This window comes from Parabacteroides sp. PFB2-10 (assembly GCF_029893085.1).
In the GTDB taxonomy this organism is placed as follows: domain Bacteria; phylum Bacteroidota; class Bacteroidia; order Bacteroidales; family Tannerellaceae; genus QVMG01.
Genome location: NZ_JARXWI010000001.1, coordinates 229,708 through 251,345 on the forward strand (window position 1 = coordinate 229,708; position 21,638 = coordinate 251,345).

Here is a 21,638-nt window from a genome sequence, read left to right on the forward strand (position 1 = left end):
TCCTGAATCCCCGCTTTAATAGATTTTGGCGTTTAAAAATAATTACTAAAAAATAAAAATTGGTTACAATTTGTGATTTGTAACCAATTTTTTCTAACAAAATGTTGTAGTGGCTAATTTGGGTTTACGAAGGGGTAAAGCAAATGTTTCTCCCGGGAGTTTGTGAAAAAAGTTCCATTGGGGCGAAAAGATCTCTACGGACTATTACAACTTTATGGGCGAAGCGGCGATGGATTTCGAAGAAAAGATAACCACTGCTGCGGCACAGATCCGTATTGCTCAATCGCTCTATCCGGAGAAAAAGCCGTTATTGCTATTGGTCGATGAGTGGGCGGCTCGGGGAAGCGACATCAAAGGCGTACTGGCCAATGCGATGTGTCTGAATTCATTCGTTCGCCACGCAAATCGCTGTTAAGGTGAAGTAATTCGATTCAAAGGGAGTGATTAAAATGGAAAAAGAAAAGGCTGTCCAACTATTTGGACAGCCTTTTTATGGTTTTACGATCTGTTTGAGCGGTTATTTAACAGCCTCTTCAATCCATTTACGGGCATTCACGAAGGCTTCCATCCACGGAGTCACTTCGTCGGCCTGGCGATCAGCGGGGTAATAGCCACACTGCCACGGGAACACGGCGCGCTCCGGATGAGGCATGATAGACAAGTGGCGACCATCGGCCGAAGCCACGCCGGCAACCGACCAGGGCGATCCGTTCGGATTGGCAGGATACCCTTCGTAGTTATATTTAGCTACCACGTTATATTGCTTTTCTTCATACGGGAAAGCAAACTTACCTTCGCCATGAGCTACCCACGCACCGATCTTCGATCCACTCAGGGAACCAAACATCACCGAGTTGTTTTTCGGGATCTCCAGCGTAACGAAGTTGGATTCGAACTTATGCGAGTCGTTGAATACCATCTTATGTTTCACCTCATGTTCGGGATAGAGCACTTCGAGTTCGGCCATCAATTGGCAACCGTTACAGATACCCATACTCAAGGTGTCCTTGCGGGCATAATAGTTGTCGATCGCCTTTTTCGCCCGTTCGTTGTAGAGGAAGCCACCGGCCCATCCTTTGGCAGAGCCCAATACGTCGGAGTTAGAGAAACCACCCACAAAGATGATCATATTCACATCCTCCAGTGTTTCGCGTCCGCTTGCCAGGTCGGTCATGTGAACGTCTTTCACATCAAAGCCGGCCAGGTAGAGCGCATACGCCGTTTCGCGTTCACACTGCGATCCCTTTTCGCGGATTACAGCCGCTTTCACGCCACTTCGTTCCTTACGGTCGGCCGAAAGACCCAGATCCGCCAGGCGTCCGGTGAAATGTTTGTTGTATTTGAATTCCAACGGTTGCATCTTATAGTTCTCAAAACGATTGCCTGCACAAAGGCTACCGCTCTGCTTTCTATCCAATTGGTAAGAGGATTGATACCACACATCGCGCATATAATCGATACCGAAGTGGTATTCCACGCCGTTCTTAGCCACCAGGATATGACGTTCTGCCGTCGGTTTGGCAATAGCGGCAAAGCCAACGCCACGCTCCGACATCAGTTGTTCGAACGCTTTCTTGTCTTTCACCTGCACCAGGATACCCGGATTCTCGGCAAACAGGATCTTCATCAGATCCTCTTCTGCCACCCTGTTCAGGTCGACTTCCAAGCCGCCCTCTACATTGGCGAAACACATTTCCAACAGAGCGGTGATCATACCACCAGCAGAGATATCGTGTCCGGCCAGGATTAGCCCGTTTTCAATCGCCTCCTGAACAGCATTAAACGCATCAGCGAAGTATTCCGAATCTTTCACCGTTGGCACCTCGTCGCCGATACGGTTCAATACCTGTGCAAAAGCAGAACCGCCCAGTTTCAGGGTATCGAAAGAGAAATCGATATAATAGACTGTCGTATTGTTTTCTTTGGCAAGCACCGGCGACACGATCTTCTTCACATCGCTCACTTCACCGGCGGCAGAGATAATCACCGTTCCCGGAGAAATCACCTTTTCCTGCCCATATTTCTGTGTCATCGACAGGGAGTCTTTCCCGGTCGGTATATTGATGCCCAACGCAATGGCAAAGTCCGAACAGGCTTGTACCGCCTTGTACAAACGGGCATCCTCCCCTTCGTTGCGGCAGGGCCACATCCAGTTGGCGCTCAACGACACCCCTTTCAGCTGATCGCTCAACGGAGCAAACACCAGGTTGGTCAACGATTCGGCAATCGCCATCACCGAACCGGCTGCCGGATCAACCATCGCTACCTGCGGAGCATGCCCAATCGAGGTAGCAATCCCTGCTTTTCCTCTGTAATCGAGTGCCACAGCACCCAGGTCGCTCAATGGCAACTGCAATTCACCCTGGCATTGCTGGCGGGCTACCTTACCCGTTACCGAACGGTCGACCTTATTAGTCAGCCAATCCTTACAGGCAACAGCTTCCAGTTGAAGCACATTCTCCAGGTAATGATGTATGTCGGATTCTTTGTACACCACCGGTTGGTAGGCCTCATCCAGTGTATGGTCGACCATCACTGTCTTCGGCGCCTTGCCAAACATGTATTCCAGTTTCAGGTCGATGGGCTTTTCGCCGTCCGCCTGCTTGAATACCAACGCCATATCGTTTGTTGTTTCCCCTACCACATACATCGGAGCGCGTTCGCGTTCGGCAATGCGTTTGATACGTTCCACATCTTTCTCTTTCATCAGAAGCCCCATACGTTCCTGGCTCTCGTTGCCAATGATCTCTTTGGCAGAGAGCGTCGGATCGCCGATAGGCAGTTTATCCATTTCGATTACCCCACCGGTTGCCTCGATCAATTCGGACAAACAGTTGAGGTGTCCACCGGCCCCGTGGTCGTGGATTGACACGATCGGGTTCTCATCGGCTTCCGCAATGGTACGGATCACATTGGCTGCTCTCTTCTGCATCTCCGGATTGGCACGCTGTACGGCGTTCAATTCGATGCCGCTGGCATACTGCCCGGTGTCGACCGAAGAGACAGCGCCTCCACCCATACCGATACGGTAGTTGTCGCCACCGATCACCACCACCTTCTCGCCCGGTTCGGGATCACCTTTCAACGCATCGCGTTTATTAGCAAAACCAACACCACCGGCCAGCATGATGACCTTGTCGTATCCATATTTCTTATTGTTTTCTTCGTGTTCGAAGGTCAAAACAGAACCACAGATCAGCGGTTGCCCGAAATGATTCCCGAACTGTGACGCCCCGTTAGAGGCCTTGATCAGGATCTGTTCCGGTGTTTGATACAACCAACGGCGGGGATCCATATATTGTTCCCATTCGCGGGCACCTTCTGTGCGCGGGTAGGAGGTCATGTAAACCGCCGTCCCTGCCATCGGCAAAGAGGCCTTTCCGCCGGCCAGACGGTCGCGTATCTCACCTCCCGAACCGGTAGAAGCACCATTGAACGGCTCCACAGTGGTGGGGAAGTTATGTGTTTCCGCTTTCAGGGAGATCACGGTTTCGATCTCTTTGGTGGCGTAATAATCGGGCTTGTCTCCCGAAAGCGGAGCGAACTGCTCCATTTTCGGCCCTTCATTAAACGCTACATTATCTTTGTAGGCCGACACCAATTTGTTGGGATTCTCTTTCGAGGTCTTCTTGATCAGGTTGAACAGGCTGCTTTCCATCTCCACCCCGTCGATCACGAACGTACCACCGAATATCTTATGGCGGCAGTGTTCGGAATTCACCTGCGCAAATCCATACACTTCGCTATCGGTCAGCTTGCGATTCAGCTTCTCACTCACTTCGTTCAGATAAGCCACCTCGTCTTCGCTTAACGCCAGCCCTTCCTGCTCGTTATAGGCCACAATATCCTCAATGTAGACAATCGGATCCGGCTTTTTGTTGATAGTGAATATCTCCTGATCCAACCCGTTATAGATGCGTTGCAACATAGGATCATGTTCCGCCTCTTTGCCGGACACAGGGAAATATTCTTCAATACGCGAAATACCGGGCACCCCCATGTTTTGGGTGATCTCAACGGCGTTGGTACTCCAGGGCGTGATCATTTCACGACGAGGGCCTACAAACCAGCCGTCTAAGGTGTCTACCTCTAATGGGGTGGCATTGCCAAACGCCCACACTAATTTTTGGATATTTTCGGAAGAGAATGGTTGAGCTGCCTCAACAGCCAATACAGAACCGGAAGATCTGAAAAATAGAATCATATTTTTATTACTATTGATATGTCTAACATCATGGCGAACAACCCGTTTGTTACGCGTGGCAAAGATAATCAGAAATAATGAATTCCTGTTTATTTTAACGTGACAGTTGTATTTAATACCTAACCAATATGTCACGGGGAAGGGTTTCAAGTTGGGTAATGTTTGAAGATCTCACCGTTCCTTTTCGCATCCTCAAAATTTTGAAATGTTAAAAACTCGATTGTAAGCAAAACGGTCTTTTTTCTTACAAATCCATACGTTAAAAAGTGTTTCTCCCGGGAGTTTGCAAAAATAGTCCTGCTTTTTTGCGCGCAAAGTCCTTCGGAAATTACAAATCGTAAATTGGCTGTTTTGTCGGAAACGGGTAGTTTAACATTTGTTTACATTGCGATTCCGGCTATCTTGCAACTATAATCATACCCGAACCCTCTGTCTATTTTAAGAGGAGGAAGGAGGTTTTTTTAGTGCTAAAACAACACTTTATTGTCAAATTAAAAATATCTTTGAAAGATTATTATGTAAAACTATTGTTTATATGTTGAAATTATGAAAATGAAAAAGTTATTATTCCTGTCTGTTCTGTTTTTGGCTGCCATGGCTGCTACTAACGCATTTGCATCCGGTCGAAAGGCACTTTTCGACGACAACTGGAAGTTTCACCGGGGAGGCGTAGCCAACGCCGAGCAGCCCCTGTTTAATGATGTCAAATGGCGTACACTGGATCTTCCGCACGACTGGAGCATGGATCCGGCGCCTATTCAGCGAGAAGGCATTACCGTAGGGCCTTTTTCCCAACTAAGCGAAGGGGGTATGGGCGGTGCCGATACGGGGCAGACCCTGGGCGGGGAAGGCTGGTATCGTAAAAAATTCACGCTTTCACCGAATGATGCCGGCAAAATTATTACACTTTATTTCGAAGGCGTGTACAATCAGTCGGAACTCTTTGTGAATGGCAAGAAGATCTATTTCAATCCCTATGGATACACCTCGTATAAGGTCGATATCACGGACTATTGCCATGCACCGGGCGTGGAGAACACCATTGCTGTGCGCGTATTGAATGTCGGACAGAACAGCCGCTGGTATGCCGGTTCAGGCATTTTCCGCCATGTGTGGATAATCAAAACAAACAAAATACACTTGGAAGAATGGGATACTTTTGTGGATGCTTCCGAGGTGAAAGGTAAGGAGGCGACAGTCAAATTCTCGGCTCTTATCCACAACTCCGAGAAAAAGGCTGGCGAGGGCGAACTGCAGGTGAAGATATTCTCTCCGAAGGGGGAAGAGGTGTACACGCAGATTGAAAAAACATCGCTTTCATCGACCGTTCCCTATTCGGCCTCCTTTGTTATCAAAAAACCGGCGTTATGGTCGCTCGAATCGCCATTGCTCTACCGGGCTGAGGTGGTATTGAGCTCCGAAGGAAAAGAACTGGATAAGATAACCATTCCGTTTGGTATCCGCACGATCTCTTTCTCGGCCAAGGAGGGATTCCTTTTGAATGGGAAACCGGTGAAACTGAAAGGGGGATGTATCCATCATGATAACGGCCTCTTAGGGGCAGCAGCCATCGACCGGGCCGAGGAGCGAAAGGTGGAGTTGATGAAGGCCAATGGATACAATGCCGTAAGATGCGCGCACAACCAGGTGTCAGAGTATTTCTTAGATGCCTGCGACCGCCTGGGACTATTGGTGATTCACGAAACATTCGACCAATGGCAACAAAGTAAAAGAGGGAACGACTATCACCAGTTTTTCGACGAATGGAGCGACAAAGACCTGGCGGCATCGGTACGCCGCGACCGCAATCATCCTTCTATTATCATGTGGAGCATCGGCAACGAGGTAGCACAACGCGCCGATCAACCCGAAGGCGATCTTATCTCCAAAAGATTAGTCAATACGATCAAACAATACGACACCTCACGCTTTACGACAATCGGTGCCAATGATTTCTGGGACAGAAGGCAGTTTAAATGGGATACGGATGCCTACAGAGCCTTCCAGAACGTGGATGTGGCAGGCTATAACTATGTGTGGTGGAAGTATGAAAGCGACCACGAGGCCTATCCCGACCGCGTTATTTATGGCAGTGAGTCGTATCCGAAGGATGCAGCGATCAACTGGAACCTGGTTGAGAAGCACCCATACGTGATCGGTGATTTTGTATGGACAGCGATCGACTATATCGGTGAAGCCGGACTGGGGCATGCGCTGGAACTGGCTGAAGGAGAGCGCAATCCGCAGTTTATGGGCTGGCCGTGGTATAACGCCTGGTGTGGCGATATCGATTTCTGCGGCGAGAAGAAGCCTCAGTCCTATTACCGTGATGTGGTGTGGCGCGAACGCGAGATCTCAATGGCTGTACGTCCTCCGGTGGCTCTCGGCAAAAAGGAGGTGGTCAATGGCTGGGGATGGACCGATGAACTACTGAGTTGGAACTGGCCGGGTCGCGAAGGCCAAACGATGCGGGTCAATGTCTATAGCCGTTCGCCCAAAGTGAGACTCTATCAGGATGGCCAATTGATCGACGAAAAAGAGACCGACAAAGAAAACTATACAGCCACCTTCAAAGTACCCTACAAAGCCGGTGAACTGAAAGCGGTCAATGTCGAAAAGAACCGCGAAAGAGCCTCTACGCTGCTTCGGACAACAGGTGTTCCGGTGGCTATCCGGCTGACAGCCGATCGCAACCAATTGAAAGCAAACAGGAACGATTTGTCGTATGTGAAGATCGAGTTGGTGGATGCCGATGGCTATGTGGTGCCCGATGTCGATCTGAACGTAGGCATACGGTGCGAAGGGGAGGGATCAGTCATTGCCGCCGGCAACGCGGCTTACGATGATATGGCCAGTTTCCGCTCGATGAATCCGAAAACATTCCGGGGAAAAGCTGTGGCTATTGTGCAGCCAAACGGCCAAAAAGCCGGTCAGATCAAACTGACCGTCACAGCCGAAGGATTGCCCGATTCGACCCTTTCCATCGATACTTTTGAGTAAAAAACAGAGGCGATTGGCAAGATTTGCCAATCGCCTCAGATAAATAAAATAATCATGAAACTTATTAGAGGGAATTGCTTCCTTCTAGGGGGCGCTTTTCACAAAGGGCTATTTCTTATTTCATATCCTTTACGCAGCGGACGTTTATCACCGAAGTAAAAGAATTAACTTCAAAACCAGGATAAGGAAGCTGCATTTGCGGAGTTTTTATCGATCCGTTAAAGAAATATCCGTAACGCATATTATATTTCTCATCATCAGCCCCTTCTTTTTCTCTTTTCAGAGCTAAGGGTTCTCCGCCGAATGTGCCACTTTTCTTTGTCCAGTCCCACATGGAAGAATAGGTAGAGGCAAACAAGATACTGGTATTCGGAAAAGGATAATAGCTATTCCCAATGGTAGTGATAAGTACTAATTCACGCTGATTGGGAGGACGCCATCCCCGATCCATCTCTGTGACTCCGGTATTGTATACATCGCACGGATTATGGCCGTCTCTGACAGCATTAGCCAATGCAATCCAGGTCGTATAGGTGGTGGATTTTGCCGGTTTTCGCACGGCAATTTTGGTATACAACCTGTTCTCCGGATCATATTCATTATGAGGAGGCAGTGTGCGGTTGGTAAAGATAGCATCCGGACGATGCGAAGAGGTCGTTAGGCTACTGGCATCGATCACAATATAGCCATTCATGCTGTTTTCTACCACCGTACCTATCTCCACTTTCGCAGGAGTAGCGGTACTGGCCGTGATATTTCGTGCGCAACGTACGTGCTTTTTTCGCCAGCTTTCTCCTTTATCCTCCCATCTTCTGACAGCGCTTCCTTCATCTGCCTGGAAAGAGTGTCCGCCACTGGCATAATAGGCAAAGGTCTCCCGCTTCTGTCCCTTTCCTCGCTGGGCGTAGTTCCATTCGCGTATCTCCTGCGGATAGAGGGTGACCCGCTCAGGCACGGCGTTGGTGCCTACCCAGAAATGCTGGTATTGATTGATCGAGGGCAGATACCATTCTATCTCATTCTCGTCGATCAGACCGTTTCCGTTTTTATCGCGGTTACGACTCATACAGGCGGCAAAAGCTTGTGCCTTATGTTGATCCCATGTTCCGTCAGCTCGTTTATCACCCATGATCCGGGAGTTAAACCATGCCCCCACATTTTTAAGCGCAGGAATAGTGTTTATCTCTTTTATCATTTGATCTCTTCCGTCATAATCTCCGGAAACAGATGGCTTTGCTAAGGATATTCCATACGGAATGGCGCAATCAATCGCTTTGTAATCGAAATCGGCCTGAGTTGAATTCCGGGTGTAATAGGCTGCCGGTACATTTTCATTGATACATTCCAGTCCCCAGAACTGTCCCTCTTTCACCTGCTTCTTTTGCACATCGAAGATGGTGACGATAGGCAATTGGTCGAGAACGTATTTGGCAGAGATCACCGAACTGTTATAATCGGTATCATTTTCTCTTCGGTAGGCCGCCTTCAACCCTATCTTCATGCTGCGTGTGCGGCTCGACAACATATCCGAACGGAAACAGAGGTACTGATCCATGGCGATGTTGTCGCTTGGTTTATATGTATGTTCGTTTACATAGGCATAGAAAGTAACTGTTTCGGGCATTTGCTTGTGATTCGCGGCATACAAGTTCATCAGATCACGAACCGTATATAAACATCCCTTTGCATTATTGGCAGCATAATCATTGGGGTCTGAGAAGTTGGGACCGAATGGTTTTGAATTTCCGGTCTCCCTACCGTCGATCACCGACTTCTCCGCAAACAGCACCCAATCGATATCTGCATTCGCATCGTTTTGTTTACTCGGATCATTGGTGATAAAGGTCTCTCTCCATCCTGTTTTGGCTGTTTTCACCGAACAGAAATAGTAGCCATTTTGGTCAATCAGTTCACTTTTCTTGAATGTCAATGGAATACGTGAGTAATGAGCATCTAATTCGATGGTGATACCATCTTTGAAGACCACGTCACCATCACCACTGGAGGAGGGTTTCTCGCCTGTGGCTTCGATAATGATACTGTTTACCGATTTCACCGTCACATTATAGGTGTATTTGTGATTGCGTCGCACGCTAAAATCAAACGCCGGATTATCGCCATACACAAAGCCTAACGGGATATAATAGGTCACGTTGGCCTTAGCCGTTTGCGTCGGGTTTCCGGGCAATAACGGATTGGTTTCCTTCCCTTCGTATTCTCCCTTGAGCACAATCATGGCCGTTTTCCCCGGCGCATGGGTCTTACGCAGGTCATTTAAAGAGCCGCTTCCGCTGAAAGGATTATCCAATTGGCCGTTTTCCAGCATATAAAACTGAAAAGAACCATTCTGTATCTTGCCGTCAAACTGATCGGGATCGGGCGTAAAGGTATCCGTAGTAAAATATTTCCCTTCTTTGTTCTTCCCGGTCATATCCCGCACATAATCGTTGTAGAAGAGTACCGTACGGGGCAGATTGCGTATTTCCCAGGAGATCGGGTGGAAGATCACCTCCCGTTGGGCGTCTTTATAGCCTTTGATGTTGAAGGTAACGGAAGAGATCGTGCGATCCAGCCAGATCTTACAGTCCGGGGTCAAAGCCGTACCATTGCTTTGCTTGATAACACCCTTGCCTTGCTGATCCATATCGAACAGGCATAATCCGGAGGGATCGACCCGTCCGTCTGCTCCGGGCTTACCGAAACGGCCGCTCAACAAAAACTCGAGCGAAGTCCATCCCGTATAGTTATCCGCCATCGTAGCGCTTTCGCCCAACCATTCAGCCAGGGTCTTGCTTCCGGAAGCAAAAAAGGCGTCGATCTGCGCTTTCAGGTCACCCGGCGAATTATTGAAGTTGTTCGACCCCACATTGGCTACGGCGAAAAGACGCTTCGTGCCTGTTGTGGTTTCAAGAGTCAGTTTATTGGTTTTCAGATCGGCCTCCGTAAAATACTTTTTTTGTTTGTAGTTGCCATTTCTGTCGAACACAATCACATAGAGGTCGTATACTTCTGTCTCATTATCGCTCTTGGTTTGCACCATCGGGCTATTCACTCCATAAGGCAGGTCTAAAGAAATGGCAATCCCCTCTTTCACCTCTGCCACATCCTGCCCATAGGATGCCTCCTCCGCACATGACTGGAACAGGCTCATCCCGGCAAACAGCAGGCATAATATATATATTGTTGAATGTATTGTTTTCATCTTACAGATTATTTTATTTATTCAAAAACCGGCAGGTCTACCGTTTTTCCTACCCAATTTGTCACTTTATATTCCAGATCAACAATGATCTCGTCCTCTTTTTCAGGGGGTTCTGGCGCTTTGCTGATCTTGGCCGTTACATCATATAAATTCCCGTGAACCAAACCATAGGTATTGTTCTTCCCCCCCTTTACGGGATCAATGTAAACCTGGTATTTCTTAGGGAATTCCATTTTGTATTCCTCCGTACTAAACTTTTCGTTGGGTGCGACATCCTCATCCCGGACAAACTCATGCTGATTGACAATCACAAAGTTTTCCGCTTTTGCCATTTCGCCTACAGGCACTCCATATTCATCGAGCCAAAGGCCATAAGCACCGTTTTCATTCTTATAGCGCACTTTCTTCTCTTTAACACCTTGGGTTAGTGTCCCTTCCACCTCTACTCTGATGGCTCCCGCTTCAGGCGCATTAAAGTAAGGCTCTTTTTCATACGTGTAGAAGGTGATCTTTGCGTTTGTCGTCAAGAGAGGGGTCGTGTATTGCTTTTGCCAGGCTGGTAGCAGGAAATCGGTCTGATACATATTAACCGCCATATCATAATTCGCATCCAAAGCAGGCAGTACCAGCGAGGTTTTCGTTTGAATATTTTCAATCGTGATCTTCTCGATCGCTAGCGCATAAGCATACGACCTTTCGATCCGGTCGAAATAGGCTCTGTTTACATGCACCTTCAATACATTTTTATCATCCTTATAATTCTTCCGGTTATTGCCCTCTCCATACCAGATATCATGCGCCACACCCGGGTCGCTGCTGCAGGACCAGCCTTTAATCTGCTTGTCAAACAGCCATCCTACCGGTATAGGGTTCGTAGCAGGCACTAATGAAGACAAACGCAAATATTCCAGCATCTGTGGCGTGAAGAAATAATCATACGAATCGTCGATCGGTTCCGGCTCGATCGTCACCTTCAGGTTAAAGTCTACACGAGCCGCCAACTGGGTTAGTGGGACGACTATCACATGCGTGCCCGACTGGATCGTGTATTCCATATCGCCGACCTTCACTAAGTTACTCGGATCGTAGGTGGCTGTAAACTGGGTTTGCTCGAAAACAGTCGAATTGGTCAGCTCCCCATACGTTTTATACGAAGCAAGATCCGTTCGGGCTGAATTGGCAATCACCACAATATTGACATTGCCTGGTTTCGCATCGATGTTGGATATCTTGTAGGTCGGTGTTGCCGGGTTTTCGGGATCATCTGTTTTGTCTTCCACAATGAGCCGATCGTCCGGATTGACGGCATTTAAAGAGGCCTCTTTATAAAACAATCGCTTCCCCGATTGTTTATCAAAAATCGCCACAAAACATGTATTAATTTTCAATTCCGAAGCGCTGGCATATTCATAATTCCCTTGTTCATTTATCGCACGGCTTTGAATTGCCGTAGATTGGAGCACTAAATCAAACGTTGTGTTACCAGATTGGTTTATAGGGCCTTCCTCGTGATGACATGACACAACAAACAAAAACGTCAATAATGCGACGCTTAAGCACACTTTTTCTTTCATATTACATTTTCTTGACTTTTTCTTTTATAGAAGTCTCCTTATATTATATATCTATAATATAAAACTATGGCCATAAACGGAATTCTCTATTTAGTTTTTTTATTTAAGCGGGTCAAAAATAAGCAAATAAGATGGTGTAAAAAAGGGGGTCTCGAATAATGAAGTTTACACAAATTCTTCAGCCATTGAATTTCATAGCTTGAGGAAAATAGCCTTCTTGAAGAATTAACCATAATTAACTTTCATGCCTCTTCTTCTTGCCTTTATTTCTCTCCTGAGAGAGGGATATAACCCGTTATCCTCTGCTACCTGTCCGCCTCTCCGGATACCCCTTTTTGATATGATTATACTATTTTTCTCATGGAATGGCTATCTTTGCAGCAACAAGACAGAAAACGCATTCTGCATGATCGAACTAATTGGTAAAGGGTTATTGATAGGGATTCTTGTCTCCGCACCTATGGGACCCATAGGCATGCTGGTTATTCGGCGTACGCTGAATAAAGGGCGGTGGCATGGATTTGTCACGGGGCTGGGCGCTGCCCTCTCGGATATCCTTTATGCGGCAGTAACAAGCATGGCCATGGGGATGGTGGTTAGCTTCGTAGAAAGCAATCACGACTATCTTCAGGTGATCGGAAGCTTAGTCTTAGCCGGTTTTGGTTATTATATTTACCGGAGCAACCCCGTCAAAGGGCTTCGGAAACAACAAGAAAATAAATTATCCTTCACACAGGACTTCATCTCCGCTTTCCTGCTTACCCTCAGCAACGTATTGATTGTTCTTTTATATATCGGACTTTTTGCCCGCTTCGGTTTCGTGCGAGCCGATTATTCCGTGGCAAAAGCGCTGGTGGGCGTGGCTGCCGTTGGCTTTGGCGCGGTATTATGGTGGTTTGTTGTGACCTATATCGTGGCCAAACTAAGACGTTGGTTCAATATACGCGGCATTTGGCTGATGAACCGGATCGTCGGAACCATCATCATCATCCTTTCCCTCTTCGGCCTGTTATCCGTATTCCTATCGGCTTATTTTCATTTGCCAACCTTATCTATCTGATCTTTTCCCCTATTGCCTTTTGCATTACACTTCGCGAAGCAAACGTTGTTTTTTCGAATGTGGATTGTTTTTTCAGGACGACCAGGTCATAAACCAATGGGTGGCTTTTTCACTGTATGTTTTGGAGATGGGGATGTCGGGCACTTTTTCGATGCCCAGCTCCAGGTAGATGCCATCTTTTTCGCGACGCAATACTTTCACCTGATCGAAATTGACCATATAGGAGCGATGGCAGCGAAGTATATTGGTCGATGCCAGGTGCTCTTCCATATTTTTTAGTGAATTGCGCAACATGAATTTGGCGAGCTGTCCTTTGTTGAGGTACCAGATGCAAACGTAGTTGTCGGCTGATTCCAGGTAAAGCAGGTGATCGCGCCTGACCGAGAGGCGGAGTTCGTTTTTCTCATCGTAAAAGGAGATCACTTCCTGTTTCCGGGTGGTTTCGGCGTTTCCCTCCTCCAACTCGCGCAAGCGGCTCTCTTTTTCCTGATAAGCGAAAAGCAGGTGAAGCACAAAGTAAGGGATCAATAACACTAAGCTGGTGTTGATGGCCGACTCCTTGAAGGCGCTCAGCCACTCGCGCTCCGGATTCAGCGACAGTGTATAGATGGTGTAAAACAGCGACATACAAAGAATTTCCAGCAATATCCATACCCCATATCTCCCGGCTGTTATATCATGCTTTTTCCCCCGGTGATACATGATAATGCGGCTGATCACCACCACCAATACCCCGGTCAGGATCACCAGGCTTGAGAAGACGAAGAATTTGAATTCCGATACCGGATACCAGGAGGGGGAATTAAACGGTTTGTAGATATTGATAAACACCAAAGCAAAAAAGGCAGTCCAGAGAATCAGCTTGATGCTGTTCTGGCGGCTGTAGATATAGGGAGGGATCTTTTGCTTCAGGAGTTCGTCCATGCGCCTACTTTGTCTGTTTACTTTACAAACATACGAAAACAAATCCTACCACCTCCTTTCACCACCCTCTATTTTCACCCCGTATAAACGAATTTCATCCCTGAATCGCCCCTTTTATCCCCCTTAACAACGGTCGCCCCCTTTCATTTGGCAGATTCTCTTTTCTACGCTTTATTTGCTTTCAAACAATCATGAGTCTATGGATCTTTTCTCACGTACCCAATTGCTAAGCAAACTTTTTTCGTATGAAAAGAGGGTCTCTGTGGCCGACAGCCGACAGGAGATCATTCCGTTCCGGTTCACACAAAAAAACGGCGACCGGGAGATACAGGCATTCCAGCAGGAGCTGGCGACCGCCGGATTTTGTCCCCAGACCGATGATCATATCCTCGAAAACAAGGCGTTTAATTATTCCGTTTTTGCCCCTTGCCGGGAAAAGCAATATGATCAGGCGATTATCCTGCTTCATGGCCTGAATGAGCGCAACTGGAACAAATACCTCACCTGGGCGGAGTTTCTGGTCAGGGAAACGGGAAAGCCCGTGATTCTCTTCCCGATTGCTTTCCACATGAACCGGAGCCCGAAGCTGTGGTCGAATCCGCGGGATATTCTTCCCTGGGTGACTCTCCGGCGGCAGGAGGTGGCCGATAACGACAACCTGACCTTCGCCAATGTGGCCCTGAGCAGTCGCCTCTCGCGCCATCCGTTGCGTTTCTATGCTTCCGGGCGTGAGTCAGTGTTTAATCTTTGCCAATTGGCGCAAGAGATAACCGATGGCGAGCATCCGTTGTTTGCCCCACATACGCATATCGATCTATTGGCCTATTCCATCGGCGCCTTGTTGTCGCAGGTGGTGTTGCTGGCCAACCCGAACGATCTGTTCCGGGATACCCGGCTGTTTATGTTTTGCGGAGGTTCTATCTTTTCCGAGATGAATGGTAACGCCCGCGATATTATGGATAAAGAGGCCTATGAACGGTTGACCCATTACTATATGACCGATTTCCTGCAATATGGGAATCTGCCTCAGAGCTTTCGCGAAGATGATTTTGAAAAGGCGTTTAGGGCGATGATACGTCCGGATCATTTACAAACGGAGCGTGAATCGTTTTTCGCGCAGGCTTGCCACCGCATCCGGGCGATCTCCCTGAAACAGGATCGGGTGATGCCGACAGCGGGCATCCGGAAAGCTTTGGGAAAGGCAGCGCATAAGATATTGGAAGAACTGGATTTCCCGTTTCCCTATACCCATCAGGTGCCGTTTCCTCTACAAGGAGCAAAAGAGAAAGAGCAGGTAGACGATGCCTTCCGAACCGTATTTGGCAAAGCGGCCTCGTTTCTTCTCTGAAAAAAGAATCCCCCTGATTCCATCGCTGGAGCAGGGGGACGGTAGAAAGTTAGTTCGTCACGATCTTAGTTATTTTTCTAATCTGATTTACATAATTTCCTTATTATCGCATTTTTGGACCTTATATCGCTTATCCTCTGTTTATCGCATTTCCCTTATTTACCGCTGTTTATTATATTTTTGCCCATTTAAAAGCTGATTGTTTTTTACCCTCTTTTCGGATATCCCTCAATATCCTCAATTTTTGTATATCTTGTGTTCAATTAAAGTTCTACTAAAGAAGTTTCGAATTCGTTGTACTGCCAATCCAGTACGTTACATTTTACTGAGCAATCAACGCTGCTACCTACAACATTTACAGTTACGTGCAGTTGGTAGATGTTACCAGCTTCAACGAATTTGCCATCTTTATGGTTGATAGTGTATGTTCTTGAATCTTCTTTTCCGTCTACTGTGAAAGTCAGTTCCATAGCAGTCAGGTTGTTTTTGTCGTTGTTCGGGTAAGTTACGAAAGAAGCTGCTTCTAAAGAGTTAACTGATTCGTTAGTGAAAGAAGCGCCTGTTGCATTTAAAGTTCTTGCAGTGTTCTTGTTGATCAATTTAACGCCTGTCAAAACTACTGTTCCATAAGTGTTTTCTTTTACATTTACATTGAATTGTTTCAGTTGAACCTGAGCTGTCAGCTGATACAGGTGGATGTTAACTGTTTCTACGTTTTTAGAAGCTTCAGCGATTGTTTCGAAACCTTGTCCTTTAGCAAATGTAAAGTTGCTGGAACCGCTTTTCACCAGGTTAGCCAGGTCGTTAGCGTGTAAAGGTTGGTTCATAACCGCTTCTCTTGTTGCCAGACCTTCGAAAGAAGTAGACGTGTTAGCTACTACATATACTTCGTATGCGCGATTAGTCTTCAGTAAAACTTTCACATCTTCGAAGCTGGTTACGTTATCCTGTGCGAAGTATACATTGTTGCCTTCAAAAACAACAACAGATGCGCTTGAAACAGATGTGCGGGTTGCAACGTCTGAATCAGCTACATTGAAAGAAACATATAATTGAGTATCGTCTGCAGAAACAACAGCTGTTTCAGATGCGGGAACAACATTAAGCATATCATCTTCCATTGAACATGATACGAATGCTACTGATAAAAATGAAACGGCTAATAATACATTTAAGAATCTCATGACGGTAATTTTTAAAACGGTAATTTCTTTTTGTCTAAACTTTCTGATGCAAAGATATGGCGGGTTCCGTTAGGGGGAGATAGGTGAAAACTTCAACTTTCAGCGGTGTTTCTACCTATTTGCATCCTTTGATAATTTTACCCTCCATAATGATAGGAATATCATTCCCTCTGAAGCAAAATTTCGCTGATTAAGGGGGTTCCCGGATGTAATTTGTTTGTTTTTTTGATTTTTAGGATGGCTTGTGAGGGGGAAAGAGATTCAAAAAGGAAAGGATTGGAAGGTTTTAAGATCTCAAAAGTGGTATGACTGAAGGTCACAGCGGGCCTGGAAGGCCGAGTCCCGGAGGGACGATGACTTAGCCCAGGGTAAGCAGGCCGAAGGTCTGCGCCACCCTGGGTATCATAACAATATAAGAAATCGAGTTCTGAAGGAACGATAGATGCTATGATAGGATATGTGGTGATAGAGTCTGTGAATATTGGATTCCTTCTTTCGTTCCTTCAGAACTCATTGTTTATAGGCTCTTTAACCCAGGGTGGCGCAGACCTTCGGCCTGCTTACCCGTGGGCTAAGTCATCGTCCCGCCGGGACTCGGCCTTTCAGACCCACTGTGGCCTTCAGCCATGAATATATATCCCCCACCTTCACATATTCCCATATTCGAAGATCAACACTATGCATATTCGACACGAATGAAACAATGAATTGTAACGCCTTGATTTTCTGCAAAATCGCTAAGTTTTCCATTGATTGACAATTGTCAACGTATTAATTGACAATTGTCAAACAATTAAACGATAATTATCAAACAATTGATCGATAATTGTCAATCAGTGCAAAACGCAGCGATTTTGTAAATATTGGCTTCTTTTACTATGACAGGAGGTGATTTATTCATTTTCATTATCTTTGTTCCCAACAAACAGCTGTTCAGATGAAAATAGGTATTCTTTCTGCAGGAGGTGATTGCCCGGGTATCAACGCAACGATCCGGGGAGTCGGGAAGACGGCTTTGATGCATTACGGCATGGAGGTGGTCGGTATTCACCGGGGCTATTCGGGGCTTATTACCAAAGATGTGGAGGTGTTTACCGAGCGAACCCTCTCGGGCATCCTGAATCTGGGGGGAACTATCCTGGGTACCTCCCGTGAAAAGGGATTGCGCAAACGGCTGAAATCGCCCGATAGTGACCTGCCGCAGATCGTATGGAACAACTACAGGGAGTTGGAACTGGATGCGGTGGTCTGCATCGGCGGCAACGGAACCCAGAAAACAGCGCATCTGCTCTCGAAGATGGGGCTGAATATTATTGGTGTGCCCAAAACAATCGACAATGATATATGGGGCACCGATATCTCTTTTGGTTTTGATACGGCGGTGAATATCGCGACCGAAGCAATCGACAGGCTCCATTCCACCGCCAGTTCGCATAAGCGGGTGATGGTGGTAGAGGTGATGGGGCATCATGCCGGATGGATCGCCCTGTATGCAGGCATGGCCGGAGGCGCGGATGTGATCCTTTTGCCGGAATTGGGCTACGATATGGACAAGGTAAACGATGCCATCTTAGAACGTTCACGCCGTGGGAAACCCTATTCGATCGTCGTAGCGGCCGAAGGGGTCGCCACACCGGATGGGAGCCGACCGGCGGATTATATCACCAAAGCCATCGAAGAGGGGACAGGCATTGAAACGCGTGACACAGTGTTAGGCTATACGCAACGCGGAGGAAACCCTTCGCCTTTCGACCGTAACCTGGCGACCCGCTTGGGCGGATATGCCACGGAACTGGTAGCCAATGGGCAGTTTGGACGTATGGTGTGTATGTGTGGCGATAAGGTTCGCTCTGTGCCACTGGAAGAGGTGGCCGGTAAATTGCGCGTGGTGACCCCCGACCACGAACTGATCACGCAGGGAAAAAGGATGGGGATTATGTTTGGACGATAGAAATTAGTATAATTGAAACTCACATATTGTCACATTAATTTAAAGGTTACATGAAAAAATCTAATTTGTTTTTTGTGTTATTATTGGCCCTCTTAGCCGTACAAGTGTCCGCACAGGACGAAGCAAAACCATTTGAACATCTGTCGATCTCTGCCAATGCGGGGACCATGGGGGTGGGTGTGCAGGTGGCAACACCGATGACCCGTTTCCTTACCCTGCGAGCGGGTGTGATGATGTTTAAGTACAGCTACGACTACGAGTACGACGGAATCATTCGTCATGGAGATTATGAAGGCACCGCGCCTATCCCGATGACCGCCGAGGCGGATATGGTGAATGGCTTGTTGTTGGCGGATATATTCCCGTTCCGCAACGTGCCGATCCATCTGACCGGCGGATTCTATGTCGGTAAAACGGATATTATACACGTATCGACTGGTGATATGGCTGGCCGTGCGATAGAGATTGGTGATCTGATTATTTTTCCTGAAAACGGAAGGGTATCTGCGGATCTCGAAACTAAAGGCTTCAAACCCTATGTGGGTCTCGGCTTCGGACGATCGATCACCAAAAACAACCTGGTAGGCTTCAAATGCGAACTGGGAGCCATGTTCCACGGATCTCCCACCTTTATTATTAAGGAAGGGAAGGATATCACCGACCAGGTAGGTATAGACGCCAGCGATGATCTGGACAGTTTCAATAAATTCCTGAAGAACTTCAACGTCTATCCGGTCTTAAACCTGCAATTGCATTTCCGGGCTTTCTAAGGGAAGGGGTAAAATATAAAAAAAGACCTTAAAGACTTTGAAGTCTTTAAGGTCTTTTTTGTTGTTATTGTTTCTCCGAACACACCCCTCTCTTGTGGAGAGGGGGCGGGGGAGAGGTCTTCTTTTAATAGCGTGGTCCGCGGTTTCCTCCGCGATCTCCGCCACGGTCTCCACGGTCGTTGCGTGGTCCGCGATCGAATCCACCTTGACGAGGGCCACGATCACCACGGTCTCCGCGATCAGCACGAGGAGGACGTTCTTCGTACCCTTCCGGTTTCGGCATCAACACTTTACGAGAAAGTTTGAATTTGCCTGTCTTCGGATCGATATCCACCAGCTTCACCTCTACGATGTCGCCTTCCTGCAGACCGGCTTGTTCTACGGTTTCTAAGCGTTTCCAATCGATTTCCGAGATATGCAACAAGCCATCTTTGCCCGGCATAAACTCAACGAAGGCACCATAAGGCATCACAGAAGAGATCTTTCCTTCGTACACTTCGCCGATTTCCGGCACGGCCACGATGGATTTGATCGAACGGATAGCCGAATCGATAATATCTTTGTTGGTACCGGATATCTCGATCACACCTACACCGTCCACCTCTTCGATGGTGATGATAGCGCCGGTCTTCTCCTGAATACCCTGAATGATCTTTCCACCCGGGCCGATAACGGCACCAATGAATTCCTTAGCGATCGTCATCTTCTCGATACGTGGCGCATGCGGTTTCAGGTCTTCGCGTGCTTCAGGCAATGCGTCGGTGATCTTACCCAGGATGTGCATACGTCCTGCTTTCGCCTGTGCTAACGCATTTTCCAGGATTTCGTAAGAGAGTCCGTCTACCTTGATGTCCATCTGCGTGGCAGTGATACCGTTTTCAGTACCTGTTACCTTGAAGTCCATATCACCCAAGTGGTCTTCGTCGCCTAAGATATCAGAAAGGATCGCGTAGTTTTGTCCCTTGTTTTCAGAGATCAATCCCATAGCAATACCCGATACCGGCTTCTTGATCTGTACCCCTGCGTCCATTAAGGCCAGTGTTCCGGCACAAACTGTCGCCATAGAAGAGGAACCGTTTGACTCCAAAATATCAGAAACAACACGGATCACATAGGGATAATCTTCCGGAATCATGCGTTTCAACGCACGATGAGCCAGGTTTCCGTGACCGATCTCACGACGTCCCACGGCGCGTTGCGGGCGGGCTTCACCGGTTGAGAACGGAGGAAAGTTATAATGTAACAGGAAACGTTCCTTGCTGTGGTTCAAAACATCGTCGATCATCTTCTCATCCGACTTGGTTCCCAGGGTAACGGTCGTCAATGATTGTGTTTCTCCGCGGGTAAATACGGCAGAACCGTGAGGCCCCGGCAGGTAATCGGTCTCGATCCAGATCGGACGGATCTCTGTTGTCTTGCGGCCGTCCAGACGTTTTCCTTCGTCTAAGATCGCGCGGCGCATGGCTTCTTTCTCTACATCGTGGTAGTAACGACCGATCATTTCAGCCTTTTCTGCCAGTTCTTCTTCCGTAAACGTTGCTTTATATTCGTCGACAATCGCCTTGAAAGCATCCGCACGCTGGTGCTTGTCGCTTCCTGAAACGGCTACGGCATATACTTTATCGAAACATTTCTCGCGTACATCCTTGCGCAGTTCGTCGTCGTTCACCTCATGATCGTATTCGCGCTTCACGGTGGTGCCAACAGCTTCCATCAGTTCCTGCTGAACCTGGCACTGTTGCTTGATGGCTTCGTGAGCTACCTTGATAGCTTCGAGCATTTCGGCTTCCTGTACCTCGTCCATTTCGCCTTCCACCATCATGATGTTGTCCATGGTTGCACCGACCATCATGTCGATATCGGCACGTTCCAGTTCGGCAAAGGTCGGGTTGATCACGAACTGACCGTCGATACGCGCTACGCGCACCTCAGAGATCGGTCCGTTGAACGGAATATCTGAAACAGCTAAAGCAGCCGAAGCAGCCAAACCTGCCAGTGCATCCGGCATATCTTCCCCGTCGGAGGAGAAAAGTATGATGTTTACAAAAACTTCTGCGTGGTAGTTATCCGGGAATAAGGGGCGAAGAACACGGTCAACCAGACGTGACGTCAGGATCTCGTAGTCGGAAGCCTTCCCTTCTCTCTTGGTGAAACCGCCCGGAAACCGTCCGAAAGCGGAAAATTTCTCTTTGTACTCAACTTGCAGTGGCATGAAGTCCACACCGGGGTTTGCATCTTTTGCGGCGGTAACAGTGGCCAACAACACGGTGTTGTTCATGCGTACGGTTACTGAACCGTCGGCCTGTTTTGCCAATTTCCCGGTCTCGATCGTGATGGTTCTTCCATCACCTAAATCGATCGTTTTGTTAATTGGATTAAGCATAATCTTCTTTACTCTAAAATATTTTTTTCTCTCTTAAA

At 47.6% G+C, this 21,638-nt stretch carries 12 protein-coding genes; 6 read left to right on the forward strand and 6 right to left on the reverse strand.

The genetic code is table 11. The features are described from left to right. Positions 1-214 precede the first annotated feature (214 nt). Positions 215-415, forward strand: coding sequence for a hypothetical protein (locus tag M2137_RS01030; RefSeq protein WP_280764600.1), 201 nt, complete (start codon positions 215-217; stop codon positions 413-415). 102 nt (positions 416-517) lie between these two features. On the opposite strand, the gene purL is transcribed toward M2137_RS01030, so the two are convergent. Further along, a complete protein-coding gene (purL, locus tag M2137_RS01035) occupies positions 518-4,204 on the reverse strand; it encodes a phosphoribosylformylglycinamidine synthase (RefSeq protein WP_280764601.1) in 3,687 nt (1,228 codons plus the stop codon). Positions 4,205-4,798: 594 nt separating this feature from the next. Here purL and M2137_RS01040 point away from each other — a divergent pair. Further along, on the forward strand, positions 4,799-7,204 hold the full coding sequence (locus tag M2137_RS01040) for a glycoside hydrolase family 2 TIM barrel-domain containing protein (RefSeq protein WP_280764760.1): 2,406 nt from the start codon (positions 4,799-4,801) through the stop codon (positions 7,202-7,204). A gap of 115 nt (positions 7,205-7,319) precedes the next feature. Here the strand turns inward: M2137_RS01040 and M2137_RS01045 are convergent, their stop codons facing one another. Together M2137_RS01045 and M2137_RS01050 are read right to left on the reverse strand one after the other, a co-directional pair. Next, entirely contained in the window at positions 7,320-10,406 is a 3,087-nt protein-coding gene (locus M2137_RS01045) for a fimbrial protein (protein ID WP_280764602.1), read from the reverse strand. A gap of 17 nt (positions 10,407-10,423) precedes the next feature. Further along, entirely contained in the window at positions 10,424-11,773 is a 1,350-nt protein-coding gene (locus tag M2137_RS01050; RefSeq protein WP_280764604.1) for a hypothetical protein, read from the reverse strand. Between the two features lie 613 nt (positions 11,774-12,386). Here M2137_RS01050 and M2137_RS01055 point away from each other — a divergent pair. After that, on the forward strand, positions 12,387-13,040 hold the full coding sequence (locus M2137_RS01055) for a LysE family transporter (protein WP_280764605.1): 654 nt from the start codon (positions 12,387-12,389) through the stop codon (positions 13,038-13,040). Positions 13,041-13,112: 72 nt separating this feature from the next. On the opposite strand, the gene M2137_RS01060 is transcribed toward M2137_RS01055, so the two are convergent. Next, positions 13,113-13,964: a LytTR family DNA-binding domain-containing protein gene (locus M2137_RS01060; RefSeq protein WP_280764606.1), complete on the reverse strand. Its 852-nt coding sequence runs from the start codon at positions 13,962-13,964 to the stop codon at positions 13,113-13,115. A gap of 199 nt (positions 13,965-14,163) precedes the next feature. Here M2137_RS01060 and M2137_RS01065 point away from each other — a divergent pair, with 199 nt between their 5' ends. Further along, the gene (locus tag M2137_RS01065) at positions 14,164-15,312 is read left to right on the forward strand and encodes a DUF6051 family protein (RefSeq protein WP_280764607.1); all 1,149 of its coding nucleotides are present in this window, start codon (positions 14,164-14,166) and stop codon (positions 15,310-15,312) included. Positions 15,313-15,575: 263 nt separating this feature from the next. Here the strand turns inward: M2137_RS01065 and M2137_RS01070 are convergent, their stop codons facing one another. After that, positions 15,576-16,496, reverse strand: a complete 921-nt coding sequence (locus M2137_RS01070; RefSeq protein ID WP_280764608.1) for a hypothetical protein — start codon at positions 16,494-16,496, stop codon at positions 15,576-15,578. Between the two features lie 937 nt (positions 16,497-17,433). Here M2137_RS01070 and M2137_RS01075 point away from each other — a divergent pair. Together M2137_RS01075 and M2137_RS01080 are read left to right on the forward strand one after the other, a co-directional pair. Beyond that, positions 17,434-18,447: an ATP-dependent 6-phosphofructokinase gene (locus M2137_RS01075; RefSeq protein WP_280764609.1), complete on the forward strand. Its 1,014-nt coding sequence runs from the start codon at positions 17,434-17,436 to the stop codon at positions 18,445-18,447. Positions 18,448-18,497: 50 nt separating this feature from the next. After that, on the forward strand, positions 18,498-19,217 hold the full coding sequence (locus tag M2137_RS01080; protein WP_280764610.1) for a hypothetical protein: 720 nt from the start codon (positions 18,498-18,500) through the stop codon (positions 19,215-19,217). 124 nt (positions 19,218-19,341) lie between these two features. Here the strand turns inward: M2137_RS01080 and pnp are convergent, their stop codons facing one another. Then, positions 19,342-21,600 (reverse strand): polyribonucleotide nucleotidyltransferase, encoded by a 2,259-nt coding sequence (pnp, locus tag M2137_RS01085; RefSeq protein ID WP_280764611.1) that lies wholly within the window; start codon positions 21,598-21,600, stop codon positions 19,342-19,344. Between the last annotated feature and the right edge of the window lie 38 nt (positions 21,601-21,638).

What these genes read in the sequence shown, in the direction of transcription:
- M2137_RS01045 (WP_280764602.1), bottom strand. Translation starts at nt 10,406, where the DNA reads ATGAAAACAATACATTCAACAATATATATATTATGCCTGCTGTTTGCC.
- M2137_RS01040 (WP_280764760.1), top strand. Translation starts at nt 4,799, where the DNA reads ATGGCTGCTACTAACGCATTTGCATCCGGTCGAAAGGCACTTTTCGAC.
- M2137_RS01070 (WP_280764608.1), bottom strand. Translation starts at nt 16,496, where the DNA reads ATGAGATTCTTAAATGTATTATTAGCCGTTTCATTTTTATCAGTAGCA.
- M2137_RS01055 (WP_280764605.1), top strand. Translation starts at nt 12,387, where the DNA reads ATGATCGAACTAATTGGTAAAGGGTTATTGATAGGGATTCTTGTCTCC.
- M2137_RS01030 (WP_280764600.1), top strand. Translation starts at nt 215, where the DNA reads ATGGGCGAAGCGGCGATGGATTTCGAAGAAAAGATAACCACTGCTGCG.
- pnp (WP_280764611.1), bottom strand. Translation starts at nt 21,600, where the DNA reads ATGCTTAATCCAATTAACAAAACGATCGATTTAGGTGATGGAAGAACC.
- M2137_RS01060 (WP_280764606.1), bottom strand. Translation starts at nt 13,964, where the DNA reads ATGGACGAACTCCTGAAGCAAAAGATCCCTCCCTATATCTACAGCCGC.
- M2137_RS01075 (WP_280764609.1), top strand. Translation starts at nt 17,434, where the DNA reads ATGAAAATAGGTATTCTTTCTGCAGGAGGTGATTGCCCGGGTATCAAC.
- M2137_RS01080 (WP_280764610.1), top strand. Translation starts at nt 18,498, where the DNA reads ATGAAAAAATCTAATTTGTTTTTTGTGTTATTATTGGCCCTCTTAGCC.
- purL (WP_280764601.1), bottom strand. Translation starts at nt 4,204, where the DNA reads ATGATTCTATTTTTCAGATCTTCCGGTTCTGTATTGGCTGTTGAGGCA.
- M2137_RS01065 (WP_280764607.1), top strand. Translation starts at nt 14,164, where the DNA reads ATGGATCTTTTCTCACGTACCCAATTGCTAAGCAAACTTTTTTCGTAT.